The 403-nt window shown below is 42.9% G+C and carries 1 tRNA gene and 1 rRNA gene; both read right to left on the reverse strand.

Annotated features, from left to right (window positions below):
• Positions 1–77: 77 nt before the first annotated feature.
• Positions 78–153 (reverse strand) — tRNA-Val (locus CD29_RS19395).
• 10 nt (positions 154–163) lie between these two features.
• Positions 164–279, reverse strand: a 5S ribosomal RNA gene (gene rrf, locus CD29_RS19400).
• Positions 280–403 lie beyond the last annotated feature (124 nt).

A 403-nucleotide genomic window follows, 5' to 3' on the forward strand; every position in this document is an offset into this window, starting at 1 on the left:
AAAGGACTTGAACCCTCAACCTACTGATTACAAGTCAGTTGCTCTACCAATTGAGCTAAGCCGGCATTGTAATATTATGGTGGAGGATGACGGGCTCGAACCGCCGACCCCCTGCTTGTAAGGCAGGTGCTCTCCCAGCTGAGCTAATCCTCCTGGGTATAAAGCCTAGCAACGTCCTACTCTCGCAGGAGGAAGCCTCCAACTACCATCGGCGCTAAAGAGCTTAACTTCCGTGTTCGGTATGGGAACGGGTGTGACCTCTTTGCCATTATCACTAGACCTATTAATTTGAGACAAGATTTATTATAACACTTTTAATTTGACTTTCAAGTGTTTTATTAAAATAATTTAATCTCGTTCTCTCAAAACTGGATAAAGACATTGTAAGCGTTCAAGTTTAATT

The organism is Ureibacillus manganicus DSM 26584, from assembly GCF_000772945.1.
Lineage (GTDB): Bacteria > Bacillota > Bacilli > Bacillales_A > Planococcaceae > Ureibacillus > Ureibacillus manganicus.